This is a genomic window from Nesterenkonia aurantiaca (assembly GCF_004364585.1).
In the GTDB taxonomy this organism is placed as follows: Bacteria; Actinomycetota; Actinomycetes; order Actinomycetales; family Micrococcaceae; genus Nesterenkonia; species Nesterenkonia aurantiaca.
The window spans coordinates 129,899-156,878 of the sequence record NZ_SOAN01000006.1 but is presented as its reverse complement, the minus strand read 5'-3'; the positions used below and the strand labels follow the sequence as shown (position 1 = coordinate 156,878).

General features: G+C 69.5%; 26 protein-coding genes and 1 pseudogene. 14 read left to right on the top strand and 13 right to left on the bottom strand.

The genetic code is table 11. The features are described from left to right. Positions 1-15: 15 nt before the first annotated feature. Genes EV640_RS09055 through EV640_RS09050 form a run of 3 tightly spaced genes read right to left on the bottom strand, consistent with a single transcriptional unit; the run spans position 16 to position 1,710 of the window. A complete protein-coding gene (locus tag EV640_RS09055) occupies positions 16-651 on the bottom strand; it encodes a nitrobindin family protein (RefSeq protein ID WP_036473221.1) in 636 nt (211 codons plus the stop codon). A gap of 60 nt (positions 652-711) precedes the next feature. Next, on the bottom strand, positions 712-846 hold the full coding sequence (locus tag EV640_RS13970; RefSeq protein WP_255342456.1) for a hypothetical protein: 135 nt from the start codon (positions 844-846) through the stop codon (positions 712-714). 18 nt (positions 847-864) lie between these two features. Further along, the gene (locus EV640_RS09050) at positions 865-1,710 is read right to left on the bottom strand and encodes a hypothetical protein (protein ID WP_036473219.1); all 846 of its coding nucleotides are present in this window, start codon (positions 1,708-1,710) and stop codon (positions 865-867) included. Between the two features lie 166 nt (positions 1,711-1,876). Here EV640_RS09050 and EV640_RS09045 point away from each other — a divergent pair, with 166 nt between their 5' ends. The 8 genes and pseudogenes from EV640_RS09045 (at position 1,877) to asd (ending at position 8,163) form a co-directional block, all read left to right on the top strand. Further along, positions 1,877-2,587: a response regulator transcription factor gene (locus EV640_RS09045; protein WP_036473218.1), complete on the top strand. Its 711-nt coding sequence runs from the start codon at positions 1,877-1,879 to the stop codon at positions 2,585-2,587. 39 nt (positions 2,588-2,626) lie between these two features. Continuing rightward, on the top strand, positions 2,627-3,646 hold the full coding sequence (mshD, locus tag EV640_RS09040) for a mycothiol synthase (RefSeq protein WP_133726312.1): 1,020 nt from the start codon (positions 2,627-2,629) through the stop codon (positions 3,644-3,646). 14 nt (positions 3,647-3,660) lie between these two features. Beyond that, complete coding sequence (locus EV640_RS09035) at positions 3,661-4,701, top strand: NUDIX hydrolase (RefSeq protein WP_341802711.1); 1,041 nt, start codon at positions 3,661-3,663, stop codon at positions 4,699-4,701. Between the two features lie 50 nt (positions 4,702-4,751). Next, positions 4,752-5,087: a GNAT family N-acetyltransferase gene (locus EV640_RS09030; protein WP_036473216.1), complete on the top strand. Its 336-nt coding sequence runs from the start codon at positions 4,752-4,754 to the stop codon at positions 5,085-5,087. A 70-nt stretch (positions 5,088-5,157) separates the two neighbouring features. After that, positions 5,158-5,967, top strand: coding sequence for a thymidylate synthase (locus EV640_RS09025; RefSeq protein WP_036473215.1), 810 nt, complete (start codon positions 5,158-5,160; stop codon positions 5,965-5,967). 29 nt (positions 5,968-5,996) lie between these two features. Then, positions 5,997-6,500 (top strand): annotated as a pseudogene (locus EV640_RS14045) (dihydrofolate reductase); the annotation flags it as partial. A 9-nt stretch (positions 6,501-6,509) separates the two neighbouring features. After that, positions 6,510-6,917: an NF038396 family protein gene (locus EV640_RS14040; RefSeq protein WP_369797169.1), complete on the top strand. Its 408-nt coding sequence runs from the start codon at positions 6,510-6,512 to the stop codon at positions 6,915-6,917. A gap of 37 nt (positions 6,918-6,954) precedes the next feature. Further along, on the top strand, positions 6,955-8,163 hold the full coding sequence (gene asd / locus EV640_RS09015) for an aspartate-semialdehyde dehydrogenase (RefSeq protein ID WP_051500771.1): 1,209 nt from the start codon (positions 6,955-6,957) through the stop codon (positions 8,161-8,163). Positions 8,164-8,234: 71 nt separating this feature from the next. Here the strand turns inward: asd and EV640_RS09010 are convergent, their stop codons facing one another. The 7 genes from EV640_RS09010 to EV640_RS08980 all read right to left on the bottom strand — a co-directional run bounded on the left by EV640_RS09010 (position 8,235) and on the right by EV640_RS08980 (position 13,463). Continuing rightward, a complete protein-coding gene (locus tag EV640_RS09010) occupies positions 8,235-9,413 on the bottom strand; it encodes a UDP-N-acetylmuramate dehydrogenase (RefSeq protein WP_243832284.1) in 1,179 nt (392 codons plus the stop codon). Positions 9,414-9,472: 59 nt separating this feature from the next. Then, positions 9,473-10,321: an amino acid ABC transporter ATP-binding protein gene (locus EV640_RS09005; RefSeq protein WP_084479307.1), complete on the bottom strand. Its 849-nt coding sequence runs from the start codon at positions 10,319-10,321 to the stop codon at positions 9,473-9,475. 14 nt (positions 10,322-10,335) lie between these two features. Then, entirely contained in the window at positions 10,336-11,130 is a 795-nt protein-coding gene (locus tag EV640_RS09000) for an amino acid ABC transporter permease (protein ID WP_036473213.1), read from the bottom strand. Positions 11,131-11,135: 5 nt separating this feature from the next. Next, positions 11,136-12,068: an ABC transporter substrate-binding protein gene (locus EV640_RS08995; protein WP_133726311.1), complete on the bottom strand. Its 933-nt coding sequence runs from the start codon at positions 12,066-12,068 to the stop codon at positions 11,136-11,138. Between the two features lie 187 nt (positions 12,069-12,255). Further along, a complete protein-coding gene (locus tag EV640_RS08990; RefSeq protein ID WP_036473211.1) occupies positions 12,256-12,753 on the bottom strand; it encodes a MaoC/PaaZ C-terminal domain-containing protein in 498 nt (165 codons plus the stop codon). Beyond that, complete coding sequence (locus tag EV640_RS08985; protein WP_133726310.1) at positions 12,750-13,202, bottom strand: FAS1-like dehydratase domain-containing protein; 453 nt, start codon at positions 13,200-13,202, stop codon at positions 12,750-12,752. Before EV640_RS08985 ends, EV640_RS08990 begins: the two co-directional genes overlap by 4 nt. Continuing rightward, positions 13,203-13,463: a hypothetical protein gene (locus EV640_RS08980; RefSeq protein ID WP_036473208.1), complete on the bottom strand. Its 261-nt coding sequence runs from the start codon at positions 13,461-13,463 to the stop codon at positions 13,203-13,205. It lies immediately after the preceding gene. A gap of 213 nt (positions 13,464-13,676) precedes the next feature. On the opposite strand from EV640_RS08980, the gene EV640_RS08975 reads away from it, so the two are divergent. Genes EV640_RS08975 through EV640_RS08965 form a run of 3 tightly spaced genes read left to right on the top strand, consistent with a single transcriptional unit; the run spans position 13,677 to position 18,882 of the window. After that, positions 13,677-15,089 carry an MFS transporter gene (locus tag EV640_RS08975; RefSeq protein ID WP_133726309.1) on the top strand — a complete coding sequence of 471 codons (1,413 nt, stop codon included), beginning with the start codon at positions 13,677-13,679 and terminating at the stop codon, positions 15,087-15,089. After that, a complete protein-coding gene (locus tag EV640_RS08970; protein ID WP_036473206.1) occupies positions 15,089-17,350 on the top strand; it encodes a molybdopterin oxidoreductase family protein in 2,262 nt (753 codons plus the stop codon). The genes EV640_RS08975 and EV640_RS08970 overlap by 1 nt, the downstream gene beginning before the upstream one ends. Then, positions 17,347-18,882 (top strand): FAD-dependent oxidoreductase, encoded by a 1,536-nt coding sequence (locus tag EV640_RS08965; protein ID WP_133726308.1) that lies wholly within the window; start codon positions 17,347-17,349, stop codon positions 18,880-18,882. The genes EV640_RS08970 and EV640_RS08965 overlap by 4 nt, the downstream gene beginning before the upstream one ends. A gap of 31 nt (positions 18,883-18,913) precedes the next feature. On the opposite strand, the gene EV640_RS08960 is transcribed toward EV640_RS08965, so the two are convergent. Genes EV640_RS08960 through nirB form a run of 3 tightly spaced genes read right to left on the bottom strand, consistent with a single transcriptional unit; the run spans position 18,914 to position 23,636 of the window. Next, entirely contained in the window at positions 18,914-20,083 is a 1,170-nt protein-coding gene (locus EV640_RS08960; protein ID WP_084479287.1) for a uroporphyrinogen-III synthase, read from the bottom strand. Then, positions 20,083-20,898, bottom strand: coding sequence for a uroporphyrinogen-III C-methyltransferase (cobA, locus tag EV640_RS08955; protein ID WP_133726307.1), 816 nt, complete (start codon positions 20,896-20,898; stop codon positions 20,083-20,085). Before cobA ends, EV640_RS08960 begins: the two co-directional genes overlap by 1 nt. Beyond that, positions 20,895-23,636 (bottom strand): nitrite reductase large subunit NirB, encoded by a 2,742-nt coding sequence (gene nirB, locus EV640_RS08950; protein ID WP_084479286.1) that lies wholly within the window; start codon positions 23,634-23,636, stop codon positions 20,895-20,897. The genes cobA and nirB overlap by 4 nt, the downstream gene beginning before the upstream one ends. 259 nt (positions 23,637-23,895) lie before the next feature. Here nirB and nirD point away from each other — a divergent pair, with 259 nt between their 5' ends. From nirD to EV640_RS08935, 3 genes are all read left to right on the top strand, one after another. Then, positions 23,896-24,264, top strand: a complete 369-nt coding sequence (gene nirD, locus EV640_RS08945; protein ID WP_051500769.1) for a nitrite reductase small subunit NirD — start codon at positions 23,896-23,898, stop codon at positions 24,262-24,264. 10 nt (positions 24,265-24,274) lie between these two features. Further along, complete coding sequence (locus tag EV640_RS08940; protein WP_036473507.1) at positions 24,275-25,036, top strand: sirohydrochlorin chelatase; 762 nt, start codon at positions 24,275-24,277, stop codon at positions 25,034-25,036. Positions 25,037-25,272: 236 nt separating this feature from the next. Next, a complete protein-coding gene (locus tag EV640_RS08935; protein ID WP_036473504.1) occupies positions 25,273-26,712 on the top strand; it encodes an alpha/beta fold hydrolase in 1,440 nt (479 codons plus the stop codon). The last annotated feature ends 268 nt before the right edge of the window (positions 26,713-26,980 follow it).

The following is a 26,980-nucleotide window of genomic DNA, read 5'->3' as shown; positions in this document are numbered from 1 at the left end:
GGGCGAGCGGCAGGCTCAGGCGGTGCGCTTGGCGCTGACCTCTTCTGCGGAGGCCGTGCGGTCCAGGATTGCGGAGGCATGGGGAAGCATCTCCCCATCGGCGGCGCGAAGGTCCCAGCGCCAGAACAGCTGGCTGTTCACCAGTCCGAACATGCGGGAGGCCCCGGGATATTCCGCGGCATGCTCGCCGCGCATCACGGCGTCGGTGGCGAGCTGCAGCTGCGGGCCTTTGATCTTGCCGTAGTAGAGCTCGGAGATGCTGCCCGGGTGGGTGATGGTGGCGGTGATGGCGAAGGCGCCGTCCGGCTGCGCGAGCTGGTCGACGTCGGCGGCGCTACGGTACGCCGGGACCAGGTCTGCCGGCGCCAGTCCGGGACCGACGTCGGCGTCGGTCCGGGCACGGTCCAGTGACCAGAAGCCGGTCTCCACCGTGAGCGGTCGCAGCCGCGCCCCTGCCTCGTCGGCGAGCCAGGTCTCGGCGCGGTACTCCACGAACTCCAGTCCGGTGTCCCGGAAGGTGACGTCCTGGGTGAAGATCGGATCATCCTGCTCACCTGAGCCCAGGCGTCCCTGGCCGCGCCAGCTGCCGAGCAGCCAGTACAGCGGGGCCAGCTCCGGGGTCAGGTCGGTGGGAAGCTCGATCGGGGCCATGGGCTCAGCTCCTCAGCGCGCAGGTGACACCGGCGTGTGCCGTGGGACGGTCCGGGCGGATCAGCGCTGACCCTTGTACAACCGGGAGATGACGGTCCAGGAGATCCCGGCGATCATCAGCGTCACCAGGACCAGCAGCCCGATGAAGAAGATCTCCAGTGCGAGCAGCGAGACGTTCTGCAGTGCGAAGTTCATGGAGCAAAGTGTACAACTTCACACCAGCAGAAGGCGCTCCGTGAAGTAGGTCAGCGCGCCCATGGCCGCGATCGGGGCTGTGCCGACCGCGATCCCGGAGAGGATCCCCTGCGGCGGACCCTGGGCGAGCAGGAATCTGCGGAAGGAGGCCAGCAGCAGTCCGGCCACCAGCCCGAGCGTCCCGGCGAAGAGCAGGGTGAGCTCCCCCCAGGCCAAGGTCATGCCGATGGCGGCCCCGACGCTTCCCAGGACCACCAGGAGCATCGCCCATGCGTTGGGCAGCGGAATCGCGGCCAACAGCGTCGCGACGATCAGGGTGCCCGCGGCCAGCGTCACCACGGCAAGCTCCCCCGAGGCTCCGGTGACCGCCAGCAGCGTGGTGTCCTCCAACGGCAGCAGGCCGCGCACGGCCAGGAGTCCCCCGGGGACCCCGTTCCCGGTCGCGTCGGCGAGCTCCACGGGGTAGCGCAGTCCGGCCACCCAGCCGGCGCCGGTGGTGGCGATCAGCACCCCGGCGCAAGCCCCGATGGTGGACTCCAGCCGATGCGGCCGACCGGTGCCGCGCAGCACCTGGATCAGGAAGACCCCCATGACCCCGAAGGCCAGGGCCACGGAGGACCAGAAGAAGAGCTCATCGGCGGTCTCCACGATCCCGGCTCCGAGGGCCGCGATGACTCCGGCGCAGGCGATGACGGCGGAGAGCGAGCGCCGAGCCGCGACGCCCATCAGCTGGGGCCAGCCCAGCGCGATCAGGATCGAGAGCCCGCAGACCACCAGGGTCATCGCGATGGTCCCGGCCCAGGAGGCCAGGGCGAGCGCTGTGGCTGCGAGCAGGGCGGAGGCTGCCACTGGGATGTACTTCACAACAGGCCATCCTAGAGGTCCACGCTTCGGACGTCGCATATACTCATCTGCAGATCGCTGAATGGTGTTTCCGCATTGTGAAATCACCGGCGTCGAAGACTGTAATCACCGCTGATGACCCTGCCGCACCCGGTGAAGATCGTGACCCAAGGGGAAGGAGTCATGCATGGCTCAAGTTCTGCTGCTCTCAGACACCCCCGACGACGCACTGCCGTCCCTGGATCTGCTCACCCACCGCATCCGCAGCTTCCCCGCCGAGGCCTCCTCGATCGTGCGAGCCCCCAATGTCGATGTCACGCTGATCGACGCACGCACCAAGCTCGCCCACGCCCGTTCGCTGTGCCAGCTGGTGAAGACCTCGATGCTCTCCCCGGTGCTGGTGATCGTCACCGAGGCCGGACTGGCCACGTTGAACGAGTCCTGGCAGGCCGATGACTTCATCCTCGGCGAGGCCAGCCCGGGCGAGATCGACGCCCGCATCCGGCTCGCCGCGGTGGAGGCCGTGGAGGAGACCCCGGTCGGGGAGATCCGCGCCGGCGGGATCACCATCGACGAGACCACGTATATGGCCACCATCAATGGGCGCCTGCTGAACCTGACCTATAAGGAGTTCGAGCTGCTCAAGCACCTGGCTCTGCACCCGGGCCAGGTCTTCACCCGAGACCGGCTGCTCCACGACGTCTGGGGCTATGACTACTTCGGCGGCACCCGCACCGTGGACGTGCACATCCGCCGTCTGCGCGCCAAGCTCGGACCCGATCACGAGTCCCTGATCGGCACCGTGCGCAACGTGGGATACCGCCTGGTGATCAGCGGCATAGAGGCAGCAAGTCCCAGCGATGACGACCGGCGCGACGACGGAGCGGACGCCGCCTGAGCCGGTGACCTGAGGGTTCGGCTCGACTACAGTGAGCCTATGAAACCAGGCGATGTCACCCCCGAAGCTGTCGAGTCTGCCGTGGTCGAGCTCAGCGAGGGCGCACCCGATGCCGATCTGCACCACGCGCTGCTGGAGCTCGCCGCCGTCGCCACCGAGGCGGACGCGAATCCGCCGTTCTCGGAACAGACGCTCGTGGAGCTGCACCGCGCCGCCGAGCGAGTGACCACCGGCTCAGCCGCCACCGAGTCCGCGCGTCGGGCTCCGCTGCGCATCGCCTACGCCTGGACCGACGCGCGACCCGACTCGCGACTGCTCGCCGGGGCCGGCGTCGTCGTCGAGGGCCAGGACGACGCTCCTGACGTGCTCGAGATGGTGGTCCGGCCCGACTGCCGGCAGCGTGGGATCGGCACCGCCCTGACCGAGGCGCTCACCACGAACGCGCTCTCCCCCGAAGCCGGTCGCGTGCAGCGGGCCTGGGCCCATGGCGAGCACGACGCCGCCGCCCGGCTCGCCCGACGCTACGGCTGGACCCCGGTCCGGGAGCTCTGGCGGATGCGGCTCACCGACCTCGACGAGGCGCCCGCCCCCGAGCTGCCGGAGACCGTCACCCTGCGCGGCTTCCGCCCCGGCGTCGACGACCAGGCCTGGCTGGCCGCGAACGCGGCGGCCTTCGCCGATCACCCCGAGCAGGGCCGGCTCACCCTGGAGGACCTGCACGCCCGGATGGCCGAGGACTGGTTCGACCCGGAGGGATTCCTGCTGGCCTGGGAGGGCGAGGAGCTCCTCGGGTTCCACTGGACCAAGGTCCAGGGCGCCGAGCTCGGCGAGGTCTACGTGGTCGGCGTCGTGCCTGACGCCCGCGGGCGGGGCCTGGGCCGCAGCCTCACCCTGGCCGGGATCGAACATCTGCACCGGGCCGGGCTGGCCGCCATCATGCTCTATGTCGACGCGGACAACACCGCCGCGGTGGAGCTGTACAAGAAGCTCGGCTTCACCAAATGGGATGCTGACACGATGTACGCCCCGACCGTGGAGCCCGACGCCGAACCAGCCTGATATCTTGGTCTCTCGTGAGCTCCTCCGAGACCATGAGCAAGGTCCCCCGCCGCAGAACTGTCACGGTCTCCGATGACGGGCCGGATGCCGAGATACTCGCCGCAGGCGCCCTGTGCTGGCGCCTCCGCCGCGGGGAGCTCGAGGTCCTGCTGATCCACCGCCCCCGCTACGACGACTGGTCCTTCCCCAAGGGGAAGCTCGACGAGGGTGAGACCCTCCCGGAGTGCGCGGTCCGCGAGGTCCGCGAGGAGATCGGGCTCAAGGTCCGGCTCGGGATGCCGCTGCCGATCACGCGGTACTCCGTGGGCAAGGCGCGCGGGGCCAAGAACGGCAACGGCGGCAACGGCGGCAACGGCCGTAAAGATAAGGCCGTCTGGTACTGGGCCGCCCAGGTCGCTGAGGGCACCCCGATCCCCGACGGCGAGGAGGTCGACGAGACCGCCTGGGTCAGCGTGGACCGGGCTCGGGAGCTGCTGACCAATCGCGGCGACGTGCTGCCGCTGGACGAGCTGGCCCGCCTGAACGCAGACCGCCGGCTGCACACCCTGCCCTTCGTCGTGCTGCGCCATGCCAAGGCCAAACCGCGCTCCTCCTGGTCCCGAGCCGAATCCGAGCGTCCGCTGGCGGCCACCGGAAAGCGCCAGGCCCGATCTGTGGAGCGGCTGCTGATCTGCTGGCGGCCCCGCCACCTGGAGTCCAGCCCGTGGAGACGCTGCGCCGAGACCATCGCCCCCTACGTCAAGGCCCACCGGAGCCGAGCCACCTACCGGAAGTCCTTCACCGAGAAGCGCGCCGAGGCCCACCCCGAACGGACCCGGACCCGGGTCCGACGCTGCCTGGAGCTGCTGCTGCCGACGCTGATCTGCAGCCACCGCCCGGTGCTGCCGCTGATCCTGGACACCATGGGCGGCTGGCTGCAGGACCCCCAGCTGTTCCAAGCGATCCCGGACGAGGACCCCTACCTGCGCCCAGGTGCGGTGCTGGTGGCCCAGCAGGCCATGGACCGCGACGGAGAGATCGTCTCGATCGAGGTCTACGAGCCCTTCGAAGACTGAGCCGCGGCGGGACTCCTGACATCGGCAGGATGTGACGGTAGTCTCAATACATGAGTGCGCCCAAGAACGTCCACCCGACCGCCGAGCTGAACATCGACGAGGACCGGGGCCGGGCCGAGCTCTGGGACACCATCAACGGGAGGCGCACGTTCATCGGGTTCATCGGCTTCACCCCCGAAACCCTGCGCGGCCAGGAGGTCACCCTTCTGCAGCACACCATCGTGCACCCGCAGTACGGCAGGCAGGGCTACGCCCGCTGCCTGGTCACCCTGCTGCTGGACCAGCTCCAGACCGAGGGCCGGCTCTTCGCCTCCGAATGCACCTACGTGGACGCCTATCTGCACCGGTACCCCGAATACCGCTCCCTGCAGGCCACCTTCTCCTGAGCCCAGGGACCGACGGGCCCGCTGACGGGCCTCCTGACAGACCCTCGGCCGCCACCGGTATGCTGATGCCGTGAACTCGCCGATCCCCACCCCGTACGAGGACCTGCTCGCAGACGTGCTGAACACCGGCACCGCCAAGTCTGACCGCACCGGAACCGGCACCAGAAGTGTCTTCGGGCGTCAGATCCGGTTCGATCTCGCGGAGTCCTTCCCTCTGATCACCACCAAACGAGTGCACTTCAAGTCCGTGGCGCTGGAGCTGCTCTGGTTCCTGCGCGGGGACTCCAACGCCGGCTGGCTTCAGGAGCGCGGTGTGCGGATCTGGAACGAATGGGCTGGCGAGGACGGCGAGCTCGGCCCGATCTATGGGGTGCAGTGGCGCTCCTGGCCGACGCCGGACGGCGGACACATCGATCAGATCGAGCAGCTGATCAGCTCGCTGAGGACGGACCCCGACTCCCGGCGCCACGTGGTGAGCGCATGGAACCCGGCGCAGATCGATCAGATGGCGCTGCCCCCGTGCCACATCATGTTCCAGTTCTACGTGGCCGAGGGTCGACTCTCCTGCCAGCTCTACCAGCGCAGCGCCGACATGTTCCTCGGTGTGCCCTTCAACATCGCCTCCTATGCGCTGCTGACCCGGATGGTGGCCCAGCAGGTGGGGCTGACCCCGGGGGAGTTCATCTGGACCGGCGGGGACTGCCATATCTATGACAATCACGTGGAGCAGGTGCAGCAGCAGCTCTCGCGCACCCCCTACCCGGCGCCCACCCTGGCGATCACGCGCACCCCGGACTCGATCTTCGACTACGAGTTCGAAGACTTCGAGGTCCGCGACTACCAGCACCACCCCGCGATCAAAGCCTCCGTGGCCGTATGAGCGGCGGCTCGGCCACCACTGAGATCGGCATGATCTGGGCGCAGACCCACACCGGTGTCATCGGCGATGCCGGGGCCATGCCCTGGCACCTGCCCGAGGACCTGGCGCACTTCAAGACCACCACTCGCGGCGCTCCGGTGGTGATGGGACGACGGACCTGGGAATCCTTCCCGGAGAAGTACCGACCACTCCCTGGCCGCCAGAACATCGTGATCACCACTGATGCGCACGCCGCCGAGCAGATCCACGAGCGGGGCGGCCACCCCGTGGCAAGCCTGGACGAAGGGCTCGAGCTCGCCTCCGGCTTCGCGACGGAGCGTATCTGGGTCATCGGCGGCGGCCAGGTCTACTCCGAGACCGTGACCCGCGGGATCGCGGACCTCGCGGTGATCACCGTGATCCAGAGCCCAGCCTCCGGTGACACCTCGGCCCCGGCGCTCACCGCCGATTGGGAGCTGACCCGACGCGATCCCGCCGTGGGCACGCATCAGGGCGCCAACGGACTTCAGTACCACATCGAGACCCACCGACGGAAGCCTGAGATGACCGAGACCTCCCGCGCCACCGAGGCCCAGCCAGCCGCGCCGAACACCGCCCAGGCCGCGCCGAAGTCCGCGCCGCAGGCCATGCCGCAGAGCGCCTCTCAGGCCACCCCTCAGGGCGCGTCGCAGAGCCCGGACCAGGCCTCCCAGGCGACCTCCACGAATCTGATGATGCTGGGCCTCGGCGGATATCTGATCCTGCCGTTCCTGGCCCTGTTCACGGTGACCCTCGGCTTCGTCCTGGTGCTCAATGACCGGATCCTGCCCGGTCTGGCCTTCCTATTCGTCGCCCAGCTCTGGGTTGCCGGAGGGCTGTGGGCGCATCTGAAGCGCCGTCGGCTGCTCCAGGAGATCAAGGAGGCCAGAGGCTCCACGGAAAGCCCGGAGACTCCCGGCGCCAGGGGCTGACTCTGACGCGCTGAGCCGACTCCGCTACCCTGGAGGCATGACTTCTGCCGTGAATTCCTCCGTGTCCCCTGCCCTCTCCGCCGTGCCCGGTGAGACCCCCTCGGTGGGTCTGATCGGTTGGCGCGGCATGGTCGGCTCGGTGCTGATCAACCGGATGCTCGAGGAGGGGGACTTCGCGCACATCAACCCGGTGTTCTTCTCCACCTCCAACGCCGGGGGCCAGGCACCGAGCTTCGAGGGCGTCACGCCTGAGGAGACCATCCTGCAGGACGCCTTCGATCTGGACACGCTGATCAAGCTGCCGATCATCGTCACCGCCCAGGGTGGGGACTACACCTCTGAGGTCTACCCGAAGCTGCGTCAGGCCGGCTGGGACGGGATCTGGATCGATGCCGCCTCCACCCTGCGCATGGCCGAGACCTCGATCATCGCGCTGGACCCGATCAACCGCGAGGTCATCGACGCCGGTCTGGCCGCCGGGGTCAAGGAGTTCATCGGCGGCAACTGCACCGTCTCGAACATGCTGATGGGCCTGGGCGGGCTGTTCACCAATGACCTGGTCGAGTGGGGCACCGCCATGACCTATCAGGCGGCCTCCGGCGGCGGCGCGAAGCATATGCGGGAGCTGCTGAACCAGTTCGGCACGCTGCATTCCACGGTCGCCGAGGACCTCAGCGACCCCGCCGCGGCGATCCTGGACATCGACCGCGCGGTGCTCGACGCCCAGCGCAACGACCTCGACGCCACCCAGTTCGGCGTCCCGCTGGCCGGCTCGCTGATCCCCTGGATCGACGCGGATCTGGGCAATGGCGTGGCCAAGGAGGAATGGAAGGCCGGGGTCGAGACGAACAAGATCCTGGGCCGCGGTGAGAACCTCGCCCCCGGGGTGACCTCCCGCGGCGAGGCCGTGCCCTTCGACTCGCTCTGCGTGCGGGTGGGCGCGCTGCGCTCACACTCGCAGGCGCTGACGCTGAAGCTGCGCGAAGACCTGCCGCTGGCCGAGATCGAGCAGATCGTCGCCTCGGGCACCGAGTGGTCCAGCTTCGTCCCCAACGAGAAGGAAGCCACCGTGGCACGGCTGACCCCGGTGGCGGCCACCGGCTCGCTGGAGATCCCGGTGGGGCGGATCCGCAAGCTGGAGATGGGTCCGGAGTACATCTCCGCGTTCACCGTCGGAGACCAGCTGCTCTGGGGCGCCGCCGAGCCGCTGCGCCGGATGCTGCTGATCACGGTGGGCAAGCTCTGATCCCAGGGCTGTAGAGCTTCTGGACCGGCTCCGGGGCACCCCGGAGCCGGCCGGGCCGACCTGAGGTCTGGCTAGAGCGCGTGGCCGATCAGCACGGGTTCTTCATGCATCGTGATGCCGAAGGCCGTGCTGACCTGTTCCCGGGCAGCCCGGGCCACGGCGAGCAGGTCATCTGTGGTCGCTGAGCCTCGGTTGGTCACCGCCAGCGTGTGCTTGGTGGAGAGCGAGGCCCGGCCCTCGGCGATGCCGGTTCCCTGCGCCCCGCGCCCGGCCACCGGCCCGTCGGGCAGTCCGAAGCCCTTCCCGCAGCCCGCGTTGTCGATCAGCCAGGCCGCGGAGAGCTTGACCAGCGGGGCACCCGCCTCGTCGACCCCGGCGGAGAACCGCGGCGCCCCGGCAGGGAGCGCTGCGGCGACCTCGCGCGGGACGATCGGGTTGGTGAAGAAGGAACCGGTGGACCAGGTGTCATGGTCGCCTTCGCTCAGCACCATGCCTTTGCCCTCGCGCAGCCGCAGCACCGTGCTGCGGACCTCCTTCAGCGGGGCGCGGCGCTCGTGGTCCGCGCTCTCGGCGTCGAGTCCCAGGGTCCGGGCCAGCTCGCCGTAGCGCACCGGGGCGGAGAGCCCGTCGGGGCGGTTCTGCAGCAGGAAGCGGACCTGGGTGACCACGTAACGGGGTGAACCGTGCACGGTGGTCTGCTTGAGCACCGAGTCGCGGTAGCCGAATCCCAGCTCGGCGTTGCTGAAGCGCACCAGCTCGCCGTGCTCTCGGTCCCAGGCCTGGATGTCCTTGATCGTGTGGGCCACATCGGCGCCGTAGGCGCCCACATTCTGCACCGGGACCGCTCCAGTGGCGCCGGGGATCCCGGAGAGCGCCTCCAGTCCGGTGAGGCCGCGGGCCACGCTGAACCGGACCAGGTCGTCCCAGTTGTGCCCGGCGGCGACGGAGACCAGGACCTCACGGTCGCCGTGGAACTCGGTGCTGATCCCGTTGAACGCCAGCTGCAGCACGGTGCCGGGGAAGCCGTTCTCGGTGACCAGCAGGTTCGATCCGCCGCCCAGCACGATGAGCGTGTCCTCGCCGCGCTCACGTGCGGCGTGGTCTGGCAGCGGGTGCTCCCGAAGCACCTCCAGCGCCTGCTCGGGGGTCTCTGCGCGGACCCACCGGTCAGCGGGTCCGCCGACCCGGGCCGTGGTGTGATCGCTGAAGCGGCGCAGCGATACGCGGGGGGAGGTTTCAACACTGGTCACAGCCCAGAAGCCTACCCGGCGTCGCTGAAATGGTCATCTGCGCGCCGCGCAGGTGCTGACTACTCGCCCAGCGGGTGCAGCACTCGCCGCAGGAAGTCCTGGGTGCGCGGCTGCTGGGGGTCACCGATGACCGCAGCGGCGGGGCCCTCCTCGACCACGAGGCCCTGGTCCATGAAGACCACCCGGTCCGCCACCTCGCGGGCGAAGCCCATCTCATGGGTCACCACGAGCATGGTCATCCCGGCCTGGGCGAGCTTGCGCATGCTGGCGAGCACGTCGCCCACGGTCTCGGGGTCCAGCGCGGAGGTCGGCTCGTCGAAGAGCATCAGCTGAGGCTTCATGGTCAGCGCCCGGGCGATGGCCACCCGCTGCTGCTGTCCGCCCGAGAGCTGGTCGGGCCGGCGCTCGGAGAGGTGCTCGAGCCCGACCGCGTCGAGCTGGGCCAGCGCCTCGGTCTCCGCCTCGGCCTTGGACTGTCCCAGCACCCGGCGCGGGGTGATGGTGCAGTTCTCCAGCACGCTCAGATGCGGGAACAGGTTGAACTGCTGGAAGACCATGCCGATCTGCCGGCGCATGGCGTCGAGGTTGACGTCCGGGTGGGTGGCCTCGTGCTCGCCCACGGTGATCGTGCCCGCGTTGGGGGTCTCCAGCCGATTCACGCAGCGCAGCAGCGTGGACTTTCCGGAGCCGGAGGCGCCGATCAGGCAGACCACCTCGCCGGGCGCCACGCTCATATCGATGCCTTTGAGCACCTCGTTGTCCCCGAAGGACTTGTGCAGCCCGGTGATGGTCACCCCGGCCGCGGAGGTGCCGTGGCCGCCGGGCACACCGGTGCCCTTGGCCGCGGTGGTCTCAGGGCGCGGGGTCCTCGCTGCGTCGCTCTGGCTCTGGCTCTGGCTCTGGCTCATGTTCGCGTCCATCTCTACTTCTTCGCCGTGCGGGGGTTGCGGTGCTCCATGCGGCGGGCCAGCAGCGACAGCGGCACGGTCAGCAGCAGGTAGCAGAATCCGGCCACCACCAGCGGGGTCAGTCCCGCCTGGTAGATGTTGATGCCGTCGCGGCCCATCTTGGTCAGCTCGGCGGCACCGCCGGCCATGCCGACCACGAAGATCAGCGAGGAGTCCTTGGTCAGCAGGATCGCCTCATTGGTCAGCGGAGGCAGCACGATCCGGAAGGCCTGCGGGATCTGGATGGTGACCATGGCGCGCCAGGCGGGCATGCCCAGCGCGCGGGCCGCCTCGAGCTGTCCCTTGGGGACGGCCTGCAGGCCGGCGCGCAGGGTCTCGGCGATATATGCGCTGGCCACGATGGCCAGCGCCGAGCCGGCGATCTGCAAGGTGGAGAGGTTCCACCCGAAGGCCAGCGACGCACCGAAGCCGAGCGCGATGAACACCAGGATCGCAGGGATGCCTCGGAAGAACTCGATGTAGGCGGTGGCCACCCACCGGTACACCGGGAACGAGGACATGCGCATCAGCGCCAGCAGCGTTCCGCCGAGCAGACCGAAGACGAAGCCCACCACCGTGTACTGGACCGTGTTGAACAGTCCGACGGTGATGATCTCCGGGAACATCGGTCCCAGGTTCTCGAAGGCGAAGAAGCTGCCGCGGATCGCGGTCCAGTCGATCAGGATGGCCAGCACGATCACGACTGCAAGGAAGATCCCTGCCTGGATCCCGAGGCTCAGTCGCGCTCGGTCACGGGTTGTCATTGCCATGAGGGTTATTCGTCACCCTCGTCTTCGGTGGCGGCGTCCTCGGCGGGCTCCTCCTCAGAAGCCTCGTCGGAAGCCTCGTCCTCGGCACCTTCGCCCTCTTCGGGGGTGTCACCCTCGCGGAACCAGCGGTCCTCGAGCTCTTCCATGCCGCCGGAGGCGTCCAGCTCGGCAAGGACCTGGTTGACCGCGTCGATCAGCTGATCGTTGCCGGTCGCCACGGCGATCCCGAGCTGCTCGCCGGTGTCGATCTCCTCGATGAACTCCGCCGTGTCAGATTCGCCGGCCTGGTAGCCCAGGATGGAGATGTTGCCGATGGCAGCCTCCACCTGGCCGGATTCCAGGCCCTGGATCAGCAGGCCGGAATCGGAGTACTCGCGCACCTCATAGCCCTGCTCCTCGGCGAAGTCGGAGCCCGTGGTCTCGGTCTGCACCCCCACGGTGAGGCCCTCGAGGTCGTCGAGTGAGCTGACGTCGGCCTCGGTGACGGCGAGCAGGCCCAGGTTGTCATCGAGGTAGGGCTCGGAGAAGAGCATGTTGCCCGCGCGCGCCTCGGTGATGGACATGCCGGAGATCGCCAGGTCACAGGTGCCGGCGTCAAGCGCCACCCCGGATTGGATGCCTTCGAAGCCGGTCTGCACGACCTCCAGCTCCGCGTCCAGCGCGCCGGCGATGACCTCGGCGATGTCGATGTCGAAGCCGACGACGGCGCCGTCCTCGTCGTAGTACTCGAAGGGCGGGTAGGGAACGTCGGAGCAGACCTGCAGGGTGCCCTCGTTGTTCAGCTCGACCTCGCCGAGATCGAGATCCACGGTGATCTCGTTCTGCGGCTCGGCCTCGAGGCTTTCGCCACCTTCTTCACTGTCGCCGCAGGCGGTCAGCAGAAGTGCTGCCAGCGCGGAGGCGCCTACGGCCTTGGCCGCGGTCTTGTGCATGGGCATGTTGGGATCCTTAGGTTGATCAGCAGAAACCGACATCAGGCGGTTTCCGCGAGTATACGGTGAGGCTGTGTCCCCGCCCTATGTCAGCGGTGCGAGAGCTTGACGGCGTGTCCGCCCGGCAGACCCGCAGCTGCCTCAGCATTCCAGACGGCACGGGACAGCGCCAGGCCTGGAACGCGGCGAGGTCCTAGAGCTGCACCACGGCCTGGGACTTCGCGAGCACCTTGGTGCGGACCGGGTCTGGGTGCGCTCCCCTACCCGGTTCCTCCTCGGCGGCCGGTTCGGTCAGCAGCTCCACGCTCAGATCGATCCGGACCCGGCGCTGCTCGGCGTCCACCGCGCCGATCTTGCCGCTGAGCTGCAGCCGCGCGGTCGGGGTCTCCGGGGACCCCGAGGCCGCATCCGGGACCGGGACCGGCTTGGTGAACCGGGACTGATAGTCCACGATGGCACCCGGGTCGCCCGCCCACACGCTGACCAGGTCCACGGCTGATCCCATGGTGAGCATGCCGTGGGCGATGACCCCGTCGAGCCCGACCTCCCGGGCGAAGCGGTCGTTCCAGTGGATCGGGTTGTGGTCGCCGGAGGCGGCGGCGTAGCGGATCAGGTCCGCGCGGGAGAAGCTCAGCTCACGGGTCCCGATCTGCTGGCCCTTCTCGAGCTCTTCGAAGACCGGCGTGCTCATGTGTCATCTCCTGAGTTGCGGACCAGCAGGCTGGAGGTCACGGTGGTCCGCGCAGACCCGTCCTCGGCGCTGATCTGCACCACTGTGGTGACCATCGCGCCGGCACCCATGGTGCGGATCCGTTCCAGGGTGACCTGGGAGCTCAGCGTGTCTCCGGCCAGGATCGGGCTGTGGTGGGTGAAGCGCTCCTCGGCGTGGACCACGCGGGAGAAGTCGATGCCGGCCTCGGCGTCGTTCACCACGGCCGCCTCGGCGCGCTGTGCGATGACCACCGCGAAGCTCGGCGGTGCGACCAGATCGCGGTGACCCAGCTCCCGGGCGGCCTCGACGTCGTGGTGCGCCGGGTGCTCGGCCTGCACGGCGAGCGCGAACTCGCGGATCGCCTCGCGGCTGACCTGGAACGGCGCGGCGGGAGGGTACTGGTGGCCCTGGCGTTCTGGGTTGATCATTCAGTCGTCCTTCGCTCGGCGGGAGAGGATCTGGGCGGCCTGGCGTCGGCGCAGTCCGATGGCGATCAGGTGGCTCAGGATTCCGGCGCCCAGGAAGACCAGACCGGTGCGCTGCAGCGCGCCGGTCATCTCCTCGGCATCGAGCAGCGCCGCCAGCACCACCAGGATCACGCCCACGGCGGTGGAGGCCATGCCCAGGACCAGGGTGACCCGGTAGGCGCGCGTCCCGCTGCTCCACGGGTCAAAGGACTGAGTGCTCACGGCCGCCAGCTTACAGGGACCGAGGGGGCGAGCTCGAAAAACCTCACAGCGCCCGGCGCGGAGTATGAGCCTGGTTTATCGCAGCCGAAACTCCCCGCTCCACTGTCGGAAACACGGTCTTGTCAGAGTGGGAGCACCATCACCGGACCACCGGACCCCGAAGGGTCACCGTGCGGCCCAGCCCCGCGAGACGCCAGGAAGCAGGACATCGCGATGAACCCCCAGAGCTCCACCGCCACGGCTGAACACCACAGTCCGACCGCCGAGACCGCCGCGCCGACCGACCGGCTGGTCGTCGAAGAGGGTCGCTGGATCACCAACTGGCAGCCGGAGAACGCCGAATTCTGGGAGGGGCCTGGCCGCCCGACGGCACGGCGGAACCTGATCTGGAGCGTGTTCTGCGAATTCCTCGGGTTCGCCGTATGGCAGCTCTGGTCGGTCACGGTGGTCTTCCTGCCCCTGGTCGGCTTCGATCTGACCACCTCCGAGCAGTTCTGGCTGGTGTCGCTGCCACCGCTGGTGGGAGCAACGCTGCGGGTCCCCTACAGCTTCATGGTGGCGATGATCGGCGGACGCAACTGGACCATCATCTCCGCGCTGCTGCTGCTGATCCCCACCGTGGCGATGGCGCTGACCCTGGGGAACCCGGAGACCCCGAACTGGGCGCTGTTCGCCATCGCGGCGGCAGCCGGGTTCGGCGGCGGCAACTTCTCCTCCTCGATGGCCAACATCACCTACTTCTATCCGGCCAGGGAGAAGGGCGCGGCGCTGGGCGTCAACGCCGCCGGCGGCAACCTCGGGGTCGCCGTCGCCCAGTTCACCGTGCCGATCGTGGTCACCGCATTCGCCTTCGGCGCGCTGCAGCCGAACCTGCCCGCCGCCGGGCTGTTCTGGATCCCGTTCATCCTGCTCGCCGCCTGGGGTGCGCGGAAGTACATGCATAACCTCTCCCACGCCAAGAACGACCTCAAAGGCTCGCTCTCGGCGCTGAAGGAGAAGCATCTGTGGATCATCTCGCTGATCTACATCGGCACCTTCGGCTCCTTCATGGGCTTCGGCTCGGTGTTCCCGACCCTGATCAACATCCAGTTCCCCGAGTTCTCCAGCATCCAGGTCCTCGGCGCCGCGCTCTCGCTGGCCTTCCTCGGCCCACTGGTGGGCTCCCTGGCCCGACCTTATGGCGGCAAGCTCGCCGACCGGATCGGCGGCGCCCGGGTGACCATCACCAGCTTCCTGGCCATGGCGGGCGTCACCGCTGCCGTGGTGCTGACGCTCTCGATGGCGAACTTCTGGATCTACCTGCTGCTGTTCCTGGCGCTGTTCACGCTCACCGGCGTGGCCAACGGGTCCAGCTACCGGATGATCCCGGTGGTCTTCAAGCTCTCGGTCGACCCGGCCGACCGGGTGGGGCACGAGCGCAAGGCCTCCTCGGCGCTGGGTCTGATCGGCTCGATCGGGGCCTACGGCGGGTTCGCGATTCCACAGATCCTGCGGATCTCCAACGAGTCCACCGGATCCTTCGACATCGCCTTCTGGGTCTTCGCCGCCGGCTACATCGCCCTGGCCGGACTGACCTGGTTCGTCTACATGCGCCCCGGCACCGTCTTCGCTCGCGCCAACGTCTGATGCCGGCGCACAAGACCACCCGCGAGGTCGGGACCCACTGCCCCTACTGCGCACTGCAGTGCGCCATGACGCTGCAGATCACCGAGAGACCCAACGGCGCGGTGACGGTGGACGGCGCCGGGCCGGCCTCTCCAGAGATCACGGTCCAGGGCGCGGAGTTCCCGACCAACCGGGGGCGACTGTGCCGCAAGGGCAGCACCGCCGCGGAGCTGCTGAGCTCCCGCCACGACCGGCTCCGCTCCCCCTTGATCGCAGAGACCGACGACGAGGGTGAGCGCGGATTTCGCGAGGCCTCCTGGGAGGAGGCGCTGGATCACATCGCGGACCGGCTGCGCAGCATCCAGGCCGCCCACGGCCGGGACGCGGTCGGGGTGTTCGGCTCCGGCAGCCTGACCAATGAGAAGACCTATGCGCTGGGGAAGTTCGCCCGAGTCGCGCTGGGGACCGCCCAGATCGACTACAACGGCAGGTTCTGCATGTCTTCGGCGGCCAAGGCCTCCACCGAGGTCTTCGGACTCGACCGCGGACTGCCGTTTCCACTCACGGATCTCGACGCCGCCTGCACGGTCCTGCTGCTGGGCTCCAACGTGGCAGACACCATGCCGCCGTTCGTGCAGCACCTCGAAGGGGCCCGGTCCAAGGGCGGGCTGATCGTGGTGGACCCGCGGCGCAGCACCACCGCTGAGCTCACCGCCGAGGGTGCCGGCTTACATGTGGCCCCGGCGCCCGGCGGGGACCTGGTGCTGCTGCTCGCGCTGGCCAACGTGCTCTTCGAGGAGGGTTACACCGATCAGCGCTACCTCGCGCAGCGGGTCAGCGGCACCGAGGAGTTCCGCAGGTCCACCGCCGCGTGGTGGCCCGAGCGGGCTCAGGCCGCCACCGGCGTCGGCGCGGACCAGATCCGCTTCATCGCTCGCCGACTGGGCTCGGCCGCCGTGCGCGCCCGCCACGGCGGGGACCCGGTGTTCATCCTGACCGGGCGCGGAGTGGAGCAGCACCGCGACGGCACCGACACCGCCCGGGCGGCGATCAGCCTCGCGCTGATCCTGGGTCTGCCCGGCGGCCGTGGCGGCTACGGGACCCTGACCGGGCAGGGCAACGGGCAGGGCGGCCGTGAACTGGGACAGAAGTCTGATCAGCTCCCTGGCCTGCGCTCGATCACCTCGCCCACCGACCGGGCGCACATCGCCGAGGTCTGGGGCGTGGCCCCGGATTCGATCCCCGGCCCCGGGACCCCAGCCACCCAGCTGCTGCACACCATGGGGACTCGGACCGAGAAGGGGCCTGAAGGGATCCGCGCCCTGCTAGTGCATGGCTCGAACGTGGCGGTCTCCGCGCCGGACAGCTCCCGGGTGCTGCAGAACCTGCGCGCACTGGACCTTCTGGTAGTGGCCGACTTCTTCCTCTCCGAGACGGCCGCCGAGGCCGACGTCGTCCTGCCGGTCCTGCAGTGGGCCGAGGAAGAGGGCACCATGACCAGCCTCGAAGGCCGGCTGCTGCGCCGCCGTCGGGCGGTGGACCCGCCCCCGGGCTCTCGTTCCGAACTATGGATCTTCGCCGAGCTGGCCCGCCGACTCGGAACCCCCACCGGCTTCCCCACCGACCCGGCTGAGGTGTTCGAAGAGATCCGCCGGGCCACCGCAGGAGCGAGCGCCGACTACTCCGCCATGAGCTGGGAGCTGTTGGACACCGGCCACGCAGGCTACTGGCCGCACCCGACGACCGGTGAACCATCCGCAGACACCGGCAGGCCGGGTGGGCCCGAGCTCACCAGCACCGGGGAGCCGATCATCGGGACCCCTCGAATGTTCACCTCGCGCTTCGCGCACCCCGATGGCCGGGCGGCGCTGCGTGGAATCCGACCGCGCGGCCAGGCGGCGCCGGGCGCAGCGGAACTGACCTTCACCACGGGCCGGCTCATGGAGCACTATCAGTCGGGCAACCAGACCCGGCGGGTGCCGGCCCTGGACGCCGCGCACCCGCAGGTGACGGTTCAGGTCCACCCGGCCACCGCGCGCCAGTTCGGGCTGACCGAGCACGGCTTGGCCGTGGTGGAGAACGCCCAGGGAGCACTGACCGCGAAGGTCGTCCTCGATGCCGGGATCCGCGCGGACACAATCTTCTCACCCTTCCACTTCGGCGGCCGAGGTGCCGCCAACCTGCTCACCCGGGGCCTGACCGACCCGGATTCGAAGATGCCGGAGTTCAAGAACACCCCGGTGCGGATCCGCCCCGCCACAGCTCTGGAGGCCGCCGCATGAGCCAGAGAATTCCGCACCTGCTGGTGCTCGGCTTCGGCCCGGTCGCGGCCCGACTCATCGATGAGCTCCTCGGGGAGGTCACCGCAGGAAGGCTGCGCCTGACCGTGATCGGGGCCGAGACCGACCCGGCCTATCAGCGCATCCGCATCGGAGACGTCTCCGTGGGCCGGATCCGGCCGGCCGACCTCGCGCTGACCGACCTTGAGACCCTGCGTGCGGCCGGCGTCGAGGTGCGCACGGCGGTGTCCGCCACCGAAATCGACCGAGAGCACCGCCAGGTGACGCTCGAGGACGGCGGCACGCTCTCCTACGACCGGCTGGTGCTGGCCACCGGTGCGGAGCCGCTGACGCCCAGCTTCGAGGTGGAGTCCCGACGCGGGGGATCCATCGACGCGGAGGTCAGACCCAGCGGACTGCCGGAGGGGATCCTGGCGCTGCGCGAGATGGGTGATGCGCTGCGCCTGGCCGAGGTCGTGCGTCGCGGCGAGCCGGTGATCGTGCTCGGTGGAGGCGTGCTCGGCGTCGAAGCCGCGCTGGCCATCGCTGAGGTCGGCGCCCCGGTGACCCTGGTCCACCGCGGCAACGTGCCGATGAGTCGGCAGATGGACACCGATGCCGGGATGCTGCTGCGCCGCGAGCTGATCCACGCCGGGGTCCAGATGCGGGCGGCGGCAGACATCACCACAGTCATCGCCGAATCCGGCAGCCTGTGCGCCGTGCGAACCTCCCTGGGAGAGAAGCTGTCCGCCTCGCTGCTGGTCACCTGCATCGGAGTCCGCGCTCGGGACCGGCTCGCCGCGGCGGCCGGCCTCCTGACCCGTTGGGGGGTGCTCACCGATCGGGCATGCCGCAGCGTCACCGACCCGCGGATCTACGCGATCGGTGACTGCGCCACCGTGGACGGGAAGGTCTCCGCAGGACTGATCACCCCGGGCTGGGAGCACGCCGCGACCGCCGCCCGGGCCCTGCGCGAGGACCTCGAGCTGGAGCAGGCGCTCGAACGCGATGCCGCCGGCGCCCCGGTGCACCTGGAGGCCCGGACCGGGCTGGACGTGATCCTGCTGAAGTCCCACACGCTCAACGTCGCCTGCGCCGGAAGCACCGACGTGGACCCCTGGGACCCCGAGTCGCCCACCGTGTCCACCTGGTCAGACCCCAAGGGTGGCCAGTACCTGCGCATCGTCTCAGAGGCGGACCGGATGCTCGGGTTCGTCTCGGTGGGCATGCCGCGCTCGGCCGCCGAGCTGGCCATGCATGCCGGACGCGGCACACTCCCGGTGACCGACCGCACCGCACTGCTGGCCGCCGAGCACGCCACCCGTGAGGCCCAGCTGGGCCCGCAGGATGTGCTGTGTCGCTGCGCCGGGGCCACCCTGGCCCAGGTGCAGGATGCCGCCGCCTGCGCCGGCACCGTGGAGGAGGTCGGGGCAGCCTGCCGGGCCGGCACCGGCTGCGGCACCTGCCACGTGCGCATCGAGCAGGTGCTCGCCGCCGAGACCCCCGAACAGCTGCCCAAAGCGGTGCACGCCTGAGCACCGCGGGGCGGACCGGCAGGTCGGCCGCTCAGACCGCAAGCCGGTACCCGCGCTTGACCACGGTGCTCACCAGTCCGGTGACCGGCAGCGACTTGCGCAGCCGGGAGACCCACATCTCCAGGGCGTGCTCCGAATCGCACTGGCCCAGCACCTGCATCAGATGGTCGCGGGAGAGCACCGCCCCCTCGGCCTTGACCAGCGCTCGCATCAAGGACAGCGGGCCCGGCGGCAGACGCACCGCTTCGTCGGTGACCTGCGGCACCCGCACCTCGGAGCCGCGCAACTCCACCGGGCCGTGCCGGGTGGAGATCCGCAGCGTCTGGTGCTCCTCCAGGTGGTCGCAGACCAGCTTGATCATCGCGCCCAGACGCCAGCGGGAGGGGATGATCGGGCTGAGCCCGGCGTCGTAGAGCGGTCCAGCGGTCACGGCGCCCACCGCCACCGAGACCACGTCTCCGCGCAGCGCGGCCACCAGCGCCTCGAACCTGCCGTACTGCCGGGCCACCGAGAGGAACGCCTCCACGGCCGGGGCGGCGGTGAAGGTGACCAGATCGAGCTGGCGTTCGATCACGGCGTCGATCATGCGCAGCAGGTCTGAATCCTCATCGGGCTTGGTCCAGGTATAGGGCAGCACGGTGACCACCGTGGCGCCGGCCGCCTTCAGCCGGTGGATCTGGGAGTCATCACTGGCCCCGTGCTGCTGCAGCGCCACGGTCTTGTCCCGCACGTCCCGGGTCAGCAGCATCTCCACCACGGTGGCGGTGCGCTCGTCCTCGGCGGAGCCGTCGTCGTCGAGCCCTGCCGCCCGGACCGCGCCGCGCGCCTTGGGACCGCGGACCAGGATCGTGGCCTTCTCCAGGGTCTCGAAGAGCTCGGTGCTCAGCCCGTAGGTGTCGGCCGCCTCGGACCAGCGGCGCATCCCGTAGGCGGTGGTGATGATCGCGAAGTCCGGTGCGGCCTCGATCACCCTGCGGGTGTCCTGCTGCAGGGTCACGGATTCGGTCAGCGCGACGATCCGCAGCGCAGGGGCATGCATCACCTCGGCCCCGCGACGTCGGAAGGCGCAGATCAGGTCCTCGCTGCGTCGGTCCGAGGTGACCCCGATCCGGAAGCCCGCCAGGGTCTGCGGCACGGAGGCCGTGGCCTCCCCAGCGGGACCGGCGGGCATCGAGGCGCTGGAGGAGCTCACCGTGGTCATCAGAGCACCGCCCCGGCCATGGCGCGGATGACCTGTTCCCCAGCGACCGCCGGGGAGGAGTCGGTGTCGGTGCGCGCCTCACCGGAGCAGGGCTCGGTCGCGGCCAGCCGGACCACCTCCCCGATGACCAGCACCGCCGGCGAGCGCAGCCTGGCCTCGGCCGCGACGCCGAGGATTTCGCCCAGGGGTGCGATGAGCACCCGCTGGTCGGGGCTGAAGCCGCGCTCCACGATGCCCACCGGGGTATCCCGGGTGAGCCCGTGGCGCTGCAGCCCGGTCATGGTGTGTCCCAGCGTGCCCACGCCCATCAGGATCACCGCGGTGCCGCCCAGCGCGGCCAGCCCGGCGAGCTCCTGCTCCCCGAGCGGGTCGTGTCCGGAGATCACGGTGAAGGACTTCGAGACGTTGCGGGCGGTCACCGGGATGCCGGCCGCGGCGGGCACCGCGATCGCCGAGGTGATGCCCGGGACCACTGTCACCGGGATGCCGGCGTCGCGGCAGGCGGCGACCTCCTCGCAGCCGCGTCCGAAGACGAACGGGTCACCGCCCTTGAGCCGCACCACTCGGCGGCCCCGGCGCGCGGCGTCGGTCATCATCGACTGGATGTCCTCCTGGGTCACCCGATGATGGCCCGGACGCTTGCCCACGTCGAAGAGCTCCGCGGCCGGGGCCCATTCGCGCAGCCCCTCGGTGGGTGCGAGCCGGTCGTAGAAGACCACGTCAGCGATCGCCAGCGCGTCGCGGGCTCGCACGGTCATCAGGTCGGCGGCTCCAGGTCCGCCCCCGATCAGTGTGACCTCTCCCAGATCCATCATGAGCTTCCCTCCGCCGGTGCCATATTGACGGGGGCCGGAGCACCCTCCCGCGCCCGCACTGCCGCCTGATGCGCTGCGTCTTCTCGGGCCATCTCTTCGCGCACCGGAATCCGCGGCCCGGTCAGCAGCACCGGGCCGTCTCCGGAGGCGGCCTCGGCCTTCTCCTGCTCGGTGGCCGGGCGACGCTGGCCGCGTTCCAGCACGTAGGCCAGTCCGGTGTCGGGGGCGTCAGGGGCGTTGACGAAGCTGCGGAAACGACGCAGCCGCTCCGGGTCGCGCAGCGTGGCGGCCCATTCATCCTCGTAACCATCCACGTGCTGGGCCATGGCCGCTTCCAGGTCCTCTCCGATGCCCAGCGAGTCCTTGACCACCACGTCGTAGACATGCTCGACTCCCCCGGGCAGCTCCTCGATCCAGCGGGCGGTGCGCTGGAGCCGATCCGCGGTGCGCACGTAGTACATGACGTAGCGGTCGATGTAGCGCAGCAGCGCCTCGTCGTCGAGGTCCTTGGCCAGCAGCTGGCCGTGGGCCGGTGTGGCCCCGCCGTTGCCGCCCACGTACATGTTCCAGCCGTCGCTGGTGGCGATCACGCCGACGTCCTTGGCCCGGGCCTCTGCGCACTCGCGGGCGCAGCCGGAGACGCCGAACTTCATCTTGTGCGGCGAGCGCAGTCCGCGGTACCGGTTCTCCAGCCGGATGCCCATGGCCACCGAGTCCTGGACCCCGTAGCGGCACCAGCTCGAACCCACGCACGACTTCACGTTGCGCAGCGCCTTGCCGTAGGCCTGTCCGGATTCAAAGCCGGCGTCGACCAGTCTGCGCCAGATCTGCGGCAGCTGTTCCAGCCGGGCGCCGAACATGTCCACCCGCTGCGCGGCGGAGATCTTGGTGTAGAGATCGAAGTCGGCTGCGACCTCGGCGATGACCTTCAGCTTCTGCGGGGTGATCTCCCCGCCGGGGATCCGCGGCATCACCGAATAGCTGCCGTCCTTCTGCATGTTCGCCAGCGCCCGGTCGTTGGTGTCCTGCAGCGAGCCGCGGCCCGATTCCAGGATGTATTCGGCGCCGTGCTGGGCGGCCAGGATCGAGGCCACCACGGGCTTGCAGATGTCGCAGCCGAGGTTGCGCTGCGCGTCCGCCGGGCTGCCGAACCGCTCGACGATCTCGGTGAAGGTTCTCAGCTGTGTGGCGCGCACGGCTTCGAAGAGTTCGGCGCGGGAGTGCCCGAAATGCTCACACAGCGCCTTGGAGACCTCCAGCCCCAGGGAGAGCATCTGACGCTCCATGATCTTCTTCACCATCGGGATGCAGGAGCCGCACTGGGTGCCGACCTTGGTGCAGCTCTTCATGGCGGCCATATCGGTGCAGCCGGGTGTGGTGGCGTCCCCGGCGACGGCGGACCGGATCTGGCCCGCGCAGATGTCCTTGCAGGAGCAGACCTGGGCGTCGTCGGGCAGCTCCAGGTCCAGCTCTGCCCCGCCGGCGGCGGAGAGGAAGGCGCCGGGGGCGGCGGGGAGCTCCCGGCCCAGCAGCGGGCGCAGTGAGGAATACGGGCTGGCGTCGCCGACGAAGACCCCGCCGAGCAGGGTGGTGGCGTCGTCGGTGACCACGATCTTCTGGTAGATCCCGCCGACGGCGTCGGCGTAGACCACCTCGAGCGCCCCGGGGGTCTCGGCGAAGGCGTCGCCGAAGGAGGCTACGTCCATCCCGGCGAGCTTGAGCTTCGCGGCGGTGTCGAACCCGACGAAGGCGGCCTGGCCACCGCTGAGCCGGTCGGCGACGACCTCGGCCATGGCGTTGGCCGGGGCGACCAGGCCCATGGAGATGCCCTGGTAGCTCGCGACCTCACCGATCGCCCAGATGTTCGGCGCCGAGCTGGCGCAGGTCTCGTCGATGACGACTCCCCCGCTCTCGGCGCAGTCGAGTCCTGCCGCGGCGGCGAGCTCGTCACGAGCGGTGATGCCGATGGCGGCGACGACGAGGTCGGCCGGGAGGTCTTCGGTCTGCGCGAACTCCAGCGTGTAGCGGCTGCGATCGGGGCCTGCCTCCGGGTCCACGGCCATGCGGGTCGGCCGGTGGCCCAGTTGCAGCCGGTACCCCTCCTGCTGCAGAAGCCGGTTCAGGGTGCGACCGCCGTACTCGTCGACCTGGGCGTTCATCAGCCAAGGGCGGGAATGCACCACGGTGACCTCGGCGCCGAGGCCGCGCAGCCCTCCGGCGGCCTCCAGGCCGAGCAGACCACCGCCGATCACCGCGCAGCGGGCCGGGCGGCCCAGCTCGGCGCTGAGCTCGGCGGCCCGCAGGCGCAGCCAGTCCACGTCGTCCAGGGTGCGGTAGACCGCGATATGCTCGCTGCCCTCTATCGGGGGGCGCGGCGCGGAGGATCCGGTGGCCAGCACCAGCTCGTCGAAGCTGATCAGCTCACCAGCCGCCGTGCGCAGCGTCTTGGCCTTCGCATCCAGCTCGGTCACCGCGGTGCCGGTGTGCAGCTCCACCCGGGGGTCCTCCCAGAGCGCCGGGTCCCCCAGCAGCAGCTCATCGTCGAACTGCGCGAAGCGCCGGGACAGCGCCACCCGGTCGTACGGCGCCGACGTCTCCTCGGTGAACACGCTGATCCGCAGACCCGCCGGGTCTCGGGAGATCATCGCCTCGGTCAGCCGGTGCGCGGCGGGGCCGCCTCCGACGACGGCGATGTGCCGCTTGGTCCCGGCCGGGGCCGAGTGTGTGGATGCGTCCATGGGGGTTCACCTTCGCGGTAGACGATGAGTGCGATATGCCTTCACGTCGATCGGGCGGAGGTGCTCGGTGTTCGACAGGGTCCGCCAGACCGTCGAGGGTTCGCTTCAGCCTAGGAACACGCGGTTTCTACGCGGTGTCGCATTTGTAACACCAATGTGACGAAGTTCTCATCGTGATCTCAGGGCCCGTGAGATCAGTGTCATCAGGCCTTTACACACTGGCGTTTCGAGCGAAACCGGTCCGGCCTACGCTGGGAGGATGAGCCCTGGGACCACACCTTCAGCCACGCCCACCCACCGCGCCGAGCCCGACTGGCATCGAGTGTGCCGCGTGGCAGACCTGGAGCCGATGTGGGGAGAGGCCGCGCTGGTCGAGGGCACGCAGATCGCACTGGTCCGGCTGCAGGGTGAGACCGTGCACGCGGTGTCCCAGTGGGATCCCTACGCCCGCGCGAATGTGATGTCTCGGGGTATCGTCGGGTCCAAGGCTGGCAGGCCCACATTGGCCTCACCGATCCATAAGCAGCCCTACGACCTGGCCACCGGTCAGTGCCTCAGCGATGAGGCGCTGCAGCTGAAGTCCTATCCGGTGCGCGTCGAGGCCGGATTCGTCGAGGTGAAGGTCTGAGGTGTCCTGGATGACCCACGCCGCACCAACAACGGCCGCGCTGTTGGCGATCTCCCACGGCACGTCCAACCCCGAGGGTCAGCGCCTGGTCGCGCAGCTCGCGGACCGGGTCCGCGAGGTCGCCGCCGCGCGAGGGCAGGAGGATCTGGTCAGGCTCGGACACGTCGATGTGCAGCAGCCCGACGTCCCCACCAGCCTGGCGGCACTGCCCGAGGAGCTGGCCGCCGTCGTCGTGCCGCTGCTGCTCTCCGCCGGGTTCCACGTCAATGTGGACCTCAGGGAGGACACCGCCGACCTGGACCGTCCGGTGACCGTCGGCGGCGCGCTGGGCCCCGATGACCGGCTGGTGGATCTGCAGCTGCGTCGGATGCAGGAATCCGGGGTGGACCCCGTTCGAGACACTTTGATCTTCGCCGCCGCCGGCTCCTCGGACAGCTCGGCCGTGCGGGACTGCCAGGACATGGCGGCTCGGCTCCAGACGAGACTGGGCCACCCGGTCCAGGACGCCTACCTCTCCTTCGCGCAGCCCTCGGTGAAGACCGCGGTGGCGCAGGCCCGGGAGACCACGCAGGGACGGGTCGTGCTGATCAGCTATCTGCTGGCCCCGGGGTATTTCCAGAACCTCCTGCAGCGCGCAGGCGCCGATCTGGTCACCAGCTCCCTGCTGCCGCAGGGTTCGACCCAGGCGCCGGAGGAGCTGGTGGAGATCATCCTGGACCGGTTCGCCGCAGGGCTGAGCGCGCTGTCACCAGCCTCGCCGGCTGTGCGCTGACACCGCCGGACAGGGCCATTGGTCACTGGTGGTGGCCTCTGCACGGTCGTACGGTGATCGTGTACTGGCGAGGTCGTTCCGGACTCGTGGTGCAGAGATGAGGGTCTGCCATGGGTGACATGCGCGCCGGGGAAGGGCCGGGCCTTCAGCCTGCGCCCCGCGACAGCGCAGCCGCAGACCGGCTCGCACCACCAGCTCATGGTGCTCGGGACGACCGGCCCCTCACCGTTCGGTCGGTGTTCTTCGCCGTGCTTCTGGTGGCCGCAGCCGGGCTGTTGGCTGCCTGGGCCACTCCCCGCGGCCCGTTGAGCGCCGCGCAGGTGCTGTGGTCGATGCTCGGCGCTCTCGGGGTCGGCATGCTCGCCGGAGCCCTGCTGCGCAGCCGGTGGAGCATGCTGGTGACCCCCGTGACCTTCCTGATCGTGTTCGAGCTCGCCCGGCTCGGCACCACCGGGGCCACCGTCGAGGAGATCCGCCTGGACTCCATCATCGGCGCGCTCGGCTTCGTGTCCGGGCGCGGCGTCCACGGACTGCTGGTCCTGGTGCCCATGGTCCTGGGCTGCCGTCTCGGTGTCGAGGTCGCAGCGCGCCGCCGCTCCGAGAGTGCCGCCCGGATGACGAAATGGGGCTGGGCCGGGGTGCTGCTGGTGGGCGTGGCGGTCTTGGCACTTGCCGCGCTCATCGCCCGCCCCGCCTCGACGGCGCCGATCCTCGACACCGACGGCGACCCAGCCGCGGGGAGCATCGCGGAGCTGGTCACCATTTCGGTAGGTGGGTCGGAGCAGACCTTGATGATCCGCGGGGCAAGCGCTGAGAACCCACTCCTGTTACACCTTGCCGGCGGGCCGGGAGGCACCGACCTGGGGGCGATGCGGCTGGATCCGTCCCTGGAAGAGGACTTCCTGGTGGCCACCTGGGACCAGCCGGGCACCGGAAAGTCCTACTCCGCTATCGATCCGGTCCAGGACATGACGCTGCAGCGGGTCACGCAGGACACGCTCGAGGTGACCGAATACCTGCGCGATCGGTTCAACCAGGACCGCATCGTGCTCACCGGCCAGTCCTGGGGCACACTCCCGGGGGTGCTGGCGGTGCAGCAGCATCCGGAGCGCTATCGGGCCTTCGTCGGGACCGGGCAGATGGTCGACATCCGCGAGACCGACCAGATCTTCTACGACGAGAGCCTGGAGTGGGCGGGTGTGACAGGGGACCAGGAGCTTCAGTCGCAGCTGGAGGCGCAGGGCCCTCCGCCGTACTCGGACATGCTCGACTACACAGCGATCGTCGGCACCGAGCGAGCCATCTACGCCTACCCGGAGTTCGACGGCTCCACCGAGATGACCGCGACCATCTGGGTGCCGGAGAACACCTTCATGGACCGGGTGAACGCGATCCGCGGCCTGCTGGACACCTACTCACTGCTGTACCCGCAGCTGCAGGACCTGGATCTGCGCCAGGAGGCACCCCGGCTTGAGGTCCCGATCTACGTGGTCATGGGCGAACATGAGGCGCGCGGCCGGGTCGGACCGGCACGAGAATGGTTCGACCAGCTGGAGGCTCCCGAGAAGACATGGGTGGAGTTCCCCGCCTCGAGCCACCGGGCGTCCTTCGAGCGGCCAGAGGACTACGCTGCGCTTCTTCGACAGGTCCTGGCTGAGACTGACACAGAGGGCTGAAGCGCTTGCCCTACGCTCCACTCGTGAGCACGCTCCGCCCGACTGACCCTTCGGCCTGACCATGATGTCCACGAGACGATGGACCTGTTCGGGTGTGGTCAGCGTCATGAACGCCCGCCCGAGGGCTGAGATTCGCCCAGCACGCGGTACGCTGGCGGGGCCCTCCCGGCTGGGTACGTCCGACGCGTCGATCTCTTTGCGGATCCGCTGGACCAGCATGTGCGCCGGGACGTCTCTGCCGAGACTGCTCGGACGTCCCTCGCCCCGC

Coding starts and splice junctions, on each gene's coding strand:
- EV640_RS09055 (WP_036473221.1), bottom strand. CDS start 651: ATGGCCCCGATCGAGCTTCCCACCGACCTGACCCCGGAGCTGGCCCCG.
- EV640_RS13970 (WP_255342456.1), bottom strand. CDS start 846: ATGAACTTCGCACTGCAGAACGTCTCGCTGCTCGCACTGGAGATCTTC.
- EV640_RS09045 (WP_036473218.1), top strand. CDS start 1,877: ATGGCTCAAGTTCTGCTGCTCTCAGACACCCCCGACGACGCACTGCCG.
- mshD (WP_133726312.1), top strand. CDS start 2,627: ATGAAACCAGGCGATGTCACCCCCGAAGCTGTCGAGTCTGCCGTGGTC.
- EV640_RS09030 (WP_036473216.1), top strand. CDS start 4,752: ATGAGTGCGCCCAAGAACGTCCACCCGACCGCCGAGCTGAACATCGAC.
- EV640_RS14040 (WP_369797169.1), top strand. CDS start 6,510: ATGACCGAGACCTCCCGCGCCACCGAGGCCCAGCCAGCCGCGCCGAAC.
- asd (WP_051500771.1), top strand. CDS start 6,955: ATGACTTCTGCCGTGAATTCCTCCGTGTCCCCTGCCCTCTCCGCCGTG.
- EV640_RS09005 (WP_084479307.1), bottom strand. CDS start 10,321: ATGAGCCAGAGCCAGAGCCAGAGCCAGAGCGACGCAGCGAGGACCCCG.
- EV640_RS09000 (WP_036473213.1), bottom strand. CDS start 11,130: ATGGCAATGACAACCCGTGACCGAGCGCGACTGAGCCTCGGGATCCAG.
- EV640_RS08995 (WP_133726311.1), bottom strand. CDS start 12,068: ATGCCCATGCACAAGACCGCGGCCAAGGCCGTAGGCGCCTCCGCGCTG.
- EV640_RS08990 (WP_036473211.1), bottom strand. CDS start 12,753: ATGAGCACGCCGGTCTTCGAAGAGCTCGAGAAGGGCCAGCAGATCGGG.
- EV640_RS08985 (WP_133726310.1), bottom strand. CDS start 13,202: ATGATCAACCCAGAACGCCAGGGCCACCAGTACCCTCCCGCCGCGCCG.
- EV640_RS08975 (WP_133726309.1), top strand. CDS start 13,677: ATGAACCCCCAGAGCTCCACCGCCACGGCTGAACACCACAGTCCGACC.
- EV640_RS08970 (WP_036473206.1), top strand. CDS start 15,089: ATGCCGGCGCACAAGACCACCCGCGAGGTCGGGACCCACTGCCCCTAC.
- EV640_RS08965 (WP_133726308.1), top strand. CDS start 17,347: ATGAGCCAGAGAATTCCGCACCTGCTGGTGCTCGGCTTCGGCCCGGTC.
- EV640_RS08960 (WP_084479287.1), bottom strand. CDS start 20,083: ATGACCACGGTGAGCTCCTCCAGCGCCTCGATGCCCGCCGGTCCCGCT.
- cobA (WP_133726307.1), bottom strand. CDS start 20,898: ATGATGGATCTGGGAGAGGTCACACTGATCGGGGGCGGACCTGGAGCC.
- nirB (WP_084479286.1), bottom strand. CDS start 23,636: ATGGACGCATCCACACACTCGGCCCCGGCCGGGACCAAGCGGCACATC.
- nirD (WP_051500769.1), top strand. CDS start 23,896: ATGAGCCCTGGGACCACACCTTCAGCCACGCCCACCCACCGCGCCGAG.
- EV640_RS08940 (WP_036473507.1), top strand. CDS start 24,275: ATGACCCACGCCGCACCAACAACGGCCGCGCTGTTGGCGATCTCCCAC.